Here is an 8,031-nt window from a genome sequence, read left to right on the forward strand (position 1 = left end):
CTCAATGCGATGCGAAAGCGTGCGAGCACAAGTTTTCAGTCATGCGAAACCATTAAAATCATTGTCAGGAATTTAACTTTATTTTAGCGCCCAGCAATGGCATCCTCGATGCTGGATCGTGCAGCAGGAGCTTCTGAGCCGTGGCTGATAATGATATCCAGCGTGAACCTCTGGATCATGGGGTGGCTGGTGATACTTCGGCGAGCGGCAATGCGGGAGGTTCACTCCTCGAAAGCGCGCGGGCGCAACTGATCGAATCGATCGCAACAAGTACGGATGGGTTCGCATTGTTCGATGCTGACGAGCAACTCGTCTACTGCAACGATCAGTTCCATCGCTTTCATCCCGGGTTGGCTGACCTCGTCGTACGAGGGGTGATATATGCGGACCTCGCGCGTGCCGCCGGGGCTCGCTGCGTCGTCCGAGACGGCACCACGACGATTGAGGAATGGCTGGAAGAGCGACTCATTCATTTTCGGGGCTCGGCCAAGCCCATCCTGCAGCAGCAGGCGGACGGCCGCTGGACCCGGATCACCGAATCCAGGACTGAGGACGGGGGGACCGTCGCGGTTTATACGGATGTCACCGAGATCAAGGTCACGGAGCAAACGCTCCTGACGACGCAGGGGCGGCTGAACTATCTCCTGACAGCATCGCCCTCGATGATTTGCAGTTTCGAGGTCGGCGGCCAGAATGTGCCAACCTTCATCAGCGAGAACGTGCGCGAACTACTGGGGTACGAACCGAGCGATTACCTCGCCGGTCCGGAATTCTGGTTGGATCGTCTCCATGCGGACGATCGCGACCGGGTCCTGGCTCAGTTCCCGTACCTGCTAGAGACCGGCCATAACGTCATAGAGTACCGCTTCCTGCGTAAGGACGGAACCTATTGCTGGGTCCGGGACGAGCAGCGTCTCGTGCGGGATAGCCGCGGTGAGCCGATCGAAGTGGTCGAGTCGTGGAGCGACATCACGGAGCGCAAGGAGGCCGAGCTGGCCCTCCGGGAGCAGTCGGCATTCGTCGAACTCCTGCAGGCGACCGCGACGGCGGCTAACGATGCCCTGACCGTGGAGGATGCGGTCCAGTTCTGCCTGGAGCGGGTCTCGCACCATACCGGCTGGCCGCTTGGGCATGCCTACCTGATCGCCGAGGATGGCGCTCTGCAGCCGACCGGCATCTGGCACGGCGACGGCCCTCTTCCCTTCGCGGGCTTCAGGGCCGTTACGGGCGCCACGCGGTTCCTGCCGGGCGTCGGGCTGCCCGGGCGCGCGGCGGCGAGCGCTGAGCCGAGCTGGGCCCTCGCTCCGGCACCCGCAGATTGCCCGCGCGCTGCCGCCGCCGAGGCGGACGGAATCCGGGCGGGCTTCGCCTTTCCGGTGACGATCGGGCGCGAGGTCGTTATGGTGCTCGAATTCTTCTCGACCGAGGCCGTCGCACCCAAGTCGGGGCTCCTCAAGGTCATGGTTAACATCGGGGCGCAGCTGGGCCGCGTAGTTGAGCGCCAACGCGCGGAGGCGAACCTCCGCCACGCCAAGGAATCAGCCGAGAACGCGAGCCGGGCCAAGAGCAGCTTCCTCGCCAACATGAGCCACGAGCTGCGCACGCCGCTCAACGCGATCATCGGCTTCACGCGCCTCGTGATGCGGCGCGCCAAAGACGTGCTTCCCCTCAAGCAGTTCGAGAACCTGGAGAAGATCCTCACGAGTTCCGAGCACCTGCTTTCGCTGATCAACAGCATCCTAGACCTCGCCAAGGTGGAGGCGGGGCGCATGGAGGTGAAGGTCACGGACTTCGCCCTCGAATCGACCCTCGACCTGTGCCTCAGGACGGTGGAGCCCCTGCTCAAGAGCGACCGGGTCCGCCTCGTCAGGGACGTCGAGGACGTGCCCGAGACCGTGCGCACCGATCAGGAGAAGCTCAAGCAGATCCTCATCAATCTCCTCAGCAACGCCGTGAAGTTCACCGAGGCCGGCTCGGTCACGCTGCGCGTGCGTACTGTGGACAAGCGCATCGTATTCACGGTGACAGATACGGGCATTGGCATCCCGGACTCGGCCCTGAACCTGATCTTCGAGGAGTTCCAGCAGGTCGACAACAGCGCGAGCCGGTCGCACGGCGGCACCGGCCTCGGCCTGGCCATCAGCTGCCGGCTCGCGCGGATGCTCGGTGGCGACATCGCGGTGGAGAGCCGGGAGGGCGAGGGCTCGACCTTCATCCTCACCCTCCCGCAGCGCCTCGACGGCCTGCCCAATCCGCAGGCCGTCCTGCCCACCGGGGCGGCGGCGGAGGTACCGGTCCGGACCGGATCGAGCATGGTTCTGGCCATAGACGACGACCCGAACGTGGTCTACCTCCTGAAGGAGAACCTCTCCGATGCAGGCTACGAGGTCGTCGGCGCCTCCAACGGCGAGGACGGGCTCCGCCTAGCCCGCGAACTTCGGCCGCGCGCGATTACTCTCGACATCATGATGCCCGGGGCGGATGGCTGGCAGGTGCTGCACGCTCTGAAAACCGACCCGCAGACGCGCGAAATCCCCGTCATCCTGCTCTCGATTGTCGACCAGAAGGAGCTCGGCTACCGCCTCGGCGCCAACGACTACATCGTGAAGCCGTTCGAGCGTGAATCGCTGATCGGCGCCCTGGCGCGGATCGCCCCCAACGGGGAGCATATCCTCGTGATCGACGACGATCCGAACGTGGTCGATCTTGTCCGCCAGCTGCTCGACACCGAGCGCTGTACGATCGACTGGGTCCCGGACGGCGTCGCGGGGCTGGAGCGCATCGCGCATGCGCCGCCGAGCGTGATCCTCCTCGACCTCCTGATGCCGCGCATGGACGGCATCACGTTCCTCGACCACCTCCAGGCCGACCCCGTCGGCCGCACGATCCCCGTCATTATCCTGACGGCGGCGACACTGGAGTCGGCCGAGCGCGCGATGCTGCAGGAACGCGTGCTGGGACTGATCGACAAGCGGGGGCTCGACCGGAACGCGATCCTCCGGCAGGTGAAGCGCGTGCTGCCCCTCATGGGGAGCCCCGCGGGGCAGCACGCCCCATGAGGCTGGGCCGCGCGCGCGGTGCCGACCCCCGTCGTCGGCGTGGGGAAACCAGCCTCGTGACAGCCGCCCGCGCAGGGCGTCCGCGGCGGCGCCAACACAGCGGAAGCATTGCGGGATGAAAAAACTGCTGATTGTCGAGGACGTCGCACTGAACCGCGACCTGCTGACCCAGCTCCTTGAGGACGACTACACCCTCGAAATCGCGGTGGACGGCGCGGCGGGCGTCGCGATGGCGACGAGCTACACGCCGGACCTCATCCTGATGGATTTGTCCCTGCCCGTCATCGACGGCTGGGAGGCGACGCGGCGCATCAAGGCCAACCCGGCGACGGCCGGCATCCCGGTCATCGCGATCACCGCGCACGCGATGCGGGACGACGAGGACAAGGCGCGCGCGGCGGGCTGCGACGACTTCATGACGAAGCCGGTGGACGAGGACCTGCTGTTCGCCAAGCTGCATCAGTGGCTGGGCTGACCTGCGGGCGCAGGGCGGCAGCTCGAAATCAGAAAGACCGAGAATCGTGGACCCCGCACGCATCCTCATCGTCGACGACGAACCCTTCAACCTCGATCTCCTGGAGCAGGAGCTCGAGATCCTCGGCCATGCGAGCGTCCGGGCCGCCGACGGGCGCGCAGCCCTCGAGCTGCTGGGCGAGGGGGCCTACGACCTCGTCCTCCTCGACGTAATGATGCCGATGCTCGACGGCTACGCGGTGCTGCGGGCAATGAAGGCACACGAGCGCCTGCGGCACACGCCGGTGGTGATGATCTCGGCGCTCACCGAGATCAGTAGCATCGCGCGCTGCATCGAGATGGGGGCCGAGGACTACCTGCCCAAGCCCTTCGAGCCCGTGCTGCTTGAGGCCCGGGTCCGGGCCTGCCTCGAGCGGAAGCGGCTCCACGACCGGGAGTTGGCCCACCTAGAAACCATCGAGCACGCGCGCAGGCGCGCGGACGACTTGCTGCGCGCGATCCTGCCGGCGGCGGCCGTGGGCGAACTGATGGCCACCGGGACAGTCAAGCCCCGCCTGTTCCACGACGTCGCGGTGCTGTTCATCGACCTCGTCGGATTCACGACCTGGTGCCATGCCCAGGGTCCCGAGGCGGTCGTCGCCGAAGTCCAGCGCCTCGCCGAAGCGTTCGAGGCTGTGGCGGACCGGCACGGGCTGGAGAAGATCAAGACGATCGGCGATGCCTTCATGGCCACCGCCAACCTGCTTGCGCCGCACGCCGACCCGGTCACCGCGGCGGTCGACTGCGTCCGGGACATGGTGCCCCTTGCGCGCGATGGGTCCACGCCCTGGCGGATCCGGGCCGGCATCCATGTCGGCCCGGTTGTCGGTGGCGTCGTCGGACAGACGAAGTTCACATTTGATCTCTGGGGCGACACCGTGAACGTGGCCGCGCGGCTCTGCGCCCTGGGCGACGGGTGCGCGGTCCACCTGTCCGGCGAGGCTGCTGCCCGCGTGCGCGACGGCAGCGCGATCCATCCGATCGGCAAAGTGTTCCTCAAGGGCAAGGGCGAGCACGAGGTCCATTGCTGCGCGTTCGCGCAGGGCCACGTCCCGGCCCCGCCCGCACCTTGATCGCCGCCGGTAGGCCGGGCATCATTAAAGCTCCGGCCGCGGCGCCGACCAGAGGTCCGAGGGGCGATTCTGAATGGATGTTGCGAGTGAAGTTCGGCGCCGCAATGACCTGCTTAGCGCCGAGGCCGTCCACGATGCGATCCGTGCAGCCCTACGGGATGCGCTCCACGACCTCGCCGACGCGCGCGGCGCCGCGTATCTCGACGCGTTCCTCGCACGGCGCCTGCAGATTGCCGAATCCCTCCGCACCCGGCGGCGGCACGAGCCGGAAGCCCTCGCTGCCGCCCGCCGCCGGAACTCGGACGCGATGGAGGTGGCGCTGCGGGAGGTCGTCGCAGGCATCCGTCCCTGAGGCGGCCGCGCCCGCCCCGAGCTGGAGCCCTTGTCCTGGCGGGTCGCATCGGTTGGGGTCGCGGTCTAGGTCGCAAGAAGGATCCGGCGCGCGAGAACGCGCGCTTGCGCCGTTTCGCGGTGGACCTGTCCCAGGAGGCTAAGGTGCTGGCGGAGGTCGCCGCGGGAACCGATGGCCAGCGCCAGCAAAGCTCGTAGCCCCGGCGCGACGCCGCTAAGCCGTCGACGGCCTTCGTAAGAAGTACAGTCCCCCGGAGCGCCATGCCCGCTACCATCCCCTAGCCTCTCCATGGGCTCGGCCCAGAATACCAGTCGGAACGGTCGTGCACCAAATCAAGACGCCCCTCCCGCCCCCATCATGCGGCGGCCTCGCAGCGCCCGCGAAGAGTAGCGCGTGACCCGTGGGAACGACATGTCGGGACCGGGAACATCGATTACGGGATCGCTTGTCTCACGAACGCCATTCGGAGACGGCCTTGAGCCCATATTCATCTGCGCCGCCGCCCTTCGATCCAACTGTCCTGCGGACGCGTTCACGAAACAACGAGATGCTCACGAGACTTGCGTGACCAACTTCCGTTCGGTTCAATGTTGGCTTCGCCTAAACCCTAAGCGCGGCTTGACCCGACTAGCCGCAGCGTCATACAGCTACGCATCCATACGATTTGTGGAGACACCATCGTGAGATTGCCCTTCAGTTCCACGTTTGGCTGGCATGGTACCAAGCCTGCTCAATCCAAAAATTCCGGATCAACAGAATCAGTAGTGCAGATCCTGTGCGGCGACGAAGGGCATCGCGCACGTTGCAACGCGCTCCAAGCTATCACACCCGGCTCGAGTATTGCCAACGCCAGCGGACCGGCGCTCGATAAGAAAGCTATGAAAATTAATACCCTAACTTTTTGGGGACACGGCGATGCGTCCAAGTTCTGTGGTCTGACTGCGACGGATTTTACGGCCAAAGTATTGGAGTGGGTCAAGTGGAATCCAAGCATCAAAACCGTGGAAATTATTACGTGCAACGCACGCCATGGTACATTGGACAGTGAGAAAAAACCCGATGGATCGTTCGCAACGAGTTGGGTTCAGAGTTATACAGATCAAGTCAGAGCTCCGCTCAAGAAGGCTGGCTTGACAATCAAAGCTCTACCGCTGGGCATGGGCTCGCTGGGCGCCAACCGCTGGTCGATCCTGAAGTGGAGCGCAACAACGAAGACATGGCTCTACGTCACCGGCAATGGGGCAAAAGACACCGATGAAATGTGGCCAGGCGTTCATGCAGTCGAGGATAGTGAAAACTTTAAAGTAACAAAGAACTATGTAACAGCAGGTAGTATTATCAAACCAAAATTAAATATAAGAAAATTTACACTTGATTTTGGTAATGCTGGTGATCTTCGTGGGAGACTGGTCGTCTTGGCTTAGTAAGCAATCCCCGAATACCGAATTTCGAATGATCTTCGATAGGCTGCAAATCAAGACGTAACACGCATAAATTAACTGCGTGCAGATCGATTGCCGCTGCGCCCTTCTTCTATCCTCCGGTTGCATCGGCTTTGCGCGTCCGACGATGCCCACGGGTGTGGCCGAAGCAATGCCTCATATCCCGGAACGTGCTCGGCCAGGCTCTCATCGGGTAGTGCAAGAACACCCAACGGCGGCCGGCAAGCTTCGGCGTGGCCTGCCCCCATTCGGTGGCCCAGGTTCGAAGTTAGTGCATCGTCGGTCTGGAGTTGACCCCGTTTGTGGTCCACGGCCTATGCAAGTTCTCGGGCTGTGACAGCTTGGTTGGCGAAGGCTCGGGGCGTCAAGCCGCCCAGTGCCGTGTGGGGGCGATCGTCGTTGTAGTGGCACCTCCATTCCTCGATGCGCTCGCGGAAATCAGCCAGCGACAGGAACCACGATGCGTTCAGACATTCCGCCCGTAGGCGGCCGTTGAACGACTCGATATAGGCGTTGTCGGTCGGCTTGCCCGGTCGGGAGAAGTCGATCTCGACCCCGTTCAGGTAGGCCCACTGGTCGAGCATGCGACGGGCGAACTCAGGTCCATTATCCACCCGCAGGCTTTTGGGTCGACCTCGCAGCCGGACCAAGGCGTCCAGGGCCTCGGTTACCTGGTAGGCGCGGAAGTTGGCTCTCGGGGTGAGCAAGAGCGCCTCTCGCGTTTGGCAATCAACGATCGTCAGGATCCGGAACGGACGCCCGTCGAAGAGGCGGTCAGACATGAAGTCCATGGCCCAGACCTCGTTGGGTCCACCGATCGCCGGTCGTCCCTCGCGATACCGCCAAGCCCGCTTGCGTTTGGGCAGCTGGGACCGGATCGACAGTCCCTCGTCGCGGCAGATCCGGTAGGTGCGCTTATGGTTTACCTCCCAGCCCTCCCGTCGCAACAGGATGTGCAGCCGCCGGTAGCCGTAGCGCACCCGTGAGGCAGCCAACTCCTTCAACCGCATCCGCAGCGCGACCTGAGGGTCCGAGCGCTTCCTGTAGCGCTGGGACGAACGGCCGAAGCCGGTAGCCAGACAGGCCCGACGCCCTCGCCCTCGCGCTCCCGGCCGTCCCCCAGGCGCAGGGTCTCGTGCGCGGCGCGCAGGAAGGTGCCGACGACGGACGCGCGGCCGGCGGTCCCATCGGGGCCATCGTCGTCGGCGCCATCGGCGCGGCGACCGGCACCGTCAACGGCATTCTCGGCGTCGACTGCCGCCCGCCATCCCGCACCCACGTCTGCGGCGCGCGCCGCGCTTCCTCCGCGCACCACGCAGGCGACGGGGGGCCAGCCCGCCTTCGGCTGGCGCCGGCCGAGCTGCGCGGCGGGGAGGAGGGCGGCGAACGCGAATCCGGAAATCTTGGTCGGCACGGGCGGCTGTCCCTGACACGGCGCAGCTTGCGCCGGACGGTTTTTGAGCCCGCGCCGCCCGGGGGTCAATCGTAGGCTTCGATTGTGGTGCTCGAACCGCGAACGCCGTTCGCGGTTTCCCGCCCCCCTCCGCGGGGGAGGGTGGGCCTCGCGTCAGCGAGGGTCGGGAGAGGGGAGC

At 64.9% G+C, this 8,031-nt stretch carries 6 protein-coding genes and 1 pseudogene; 6 read left to right on the top strand and 1 reads right to left on the bottom strand.

Annotation, left to right across the window (positions count from 1 at the left end; translation table 11 throughout):
* Positions 1-140 precede the first annotated feature (140 nt).
* The 5 genes from MKK68_RS15870 (at position 141) to MKK68_RS15890 (ending at position 6,421) form a co-directional block, all read left to right on the top strand.
* The gene (locus MKK68_RS15870; RefSeq protein ID WP_244031262.1) at positions 141-3,059 is read left to right on the top strand and encodes a response regulator; all 2,919 of its coding nucleotides are present in this window, start codon (positions 141-143) and stop codon (positions 3,057-3,059) included.
* 115 nt (positions 3,060-3,174) lie between these two features.
* The gene (locus tag MKK68_RS15875; RefSeq protein ID WP_244031264.1) at positions 3,175-3,534 is read left to right on the top strand and encodes a response regulator; all 360 of its coding nucleotides are present in this window, start codon (positions 3,175-3,177) and stop codon (positions 3,532-3,534) included.
* A gap of 46 nt (positions 3,535-3,580) precedes the next feature.
* Entirely contained in the window at positions 3,581-4,645 is a 1,065-nt protein-coding gene (locus MKK68_RS15880; protein WP_244031266.1) for an adenylate/guanylate cyclase domain-containing protein, read from the top strand.
* A gap of 73 nt (positions 4,646-4,718) precedes the next feature.
* Entirely contained in the window at positions 4,719-4,997 is a 279-nt protein-coding gene (locus tag MKK68_RS15885; RefSeq protein WP_244031268.1) for a hypothetical protein, read from the top strand.
* A 680-nt stretch (positions 4,998-5,677) separates the two neighbouring features.
* Entirely contained in the window at positions 5,678-6,421 is a 744-nt protein-coding gene (locus MKK68_RS15890; protein ID WP_244031270.1) for a hypothetical protein, read from the top strand.
* A 332-nt stretch (positions 6,422-6,753) separates the two neighbouring features.
* Here the strand turns inward: MKK68_RS15890 and MKK68_RS15895 are convergent.
* Positions 6,754-7,530, bottom strand: a pseudogene (locus MKK68_RS15895) (IS3 family transposase); the annotation flags it as partial.
* A 44-nt stretch (positions 7,531-7,574) separates the two neighbouring features.
* Here MKK68_RS15895 and MKK68_RS29775 point away from each other — a divergent pair.
* Positions 7,575-7,928: a hypothetical protein gene (locus MKK68_RS29775; RefSeq protein WP_244031278.1), complete on the top strand. Its 354-nt coding sequence runs from the start codon at positions 7,575-7,577 to the stop codon at positions 7,926-7,928.
* The last annotated feature ends 103 nt before the right edge of the window (positions 7,929-8,031 follow it).

Source organism: Methylobacterium sp. E-016, assembly GCF_022829745.1.
Lineage (GTDB): Bacteria > Pseudomonadota > Alphaproteobacteria > Rhizobiales > Beijerinckiaceae > Methylobacterium.

Coding starts and splice junctions, on each gene's coding strand:
- MKK68_RS15875 (WP_244031264.1), top strand. CDS start 3,175: ATGAAAAAACTGCTGATTGTCGAGGACGTCGCACTGAACCGCGACCTG.
- MKK68_RS15885 (WP_244031268.1), top strand. CDS start 4,719: ATGGATGTTGCGAGTGAAGTTCGGCGCCGCAATGACCTGCTTAGCGCC.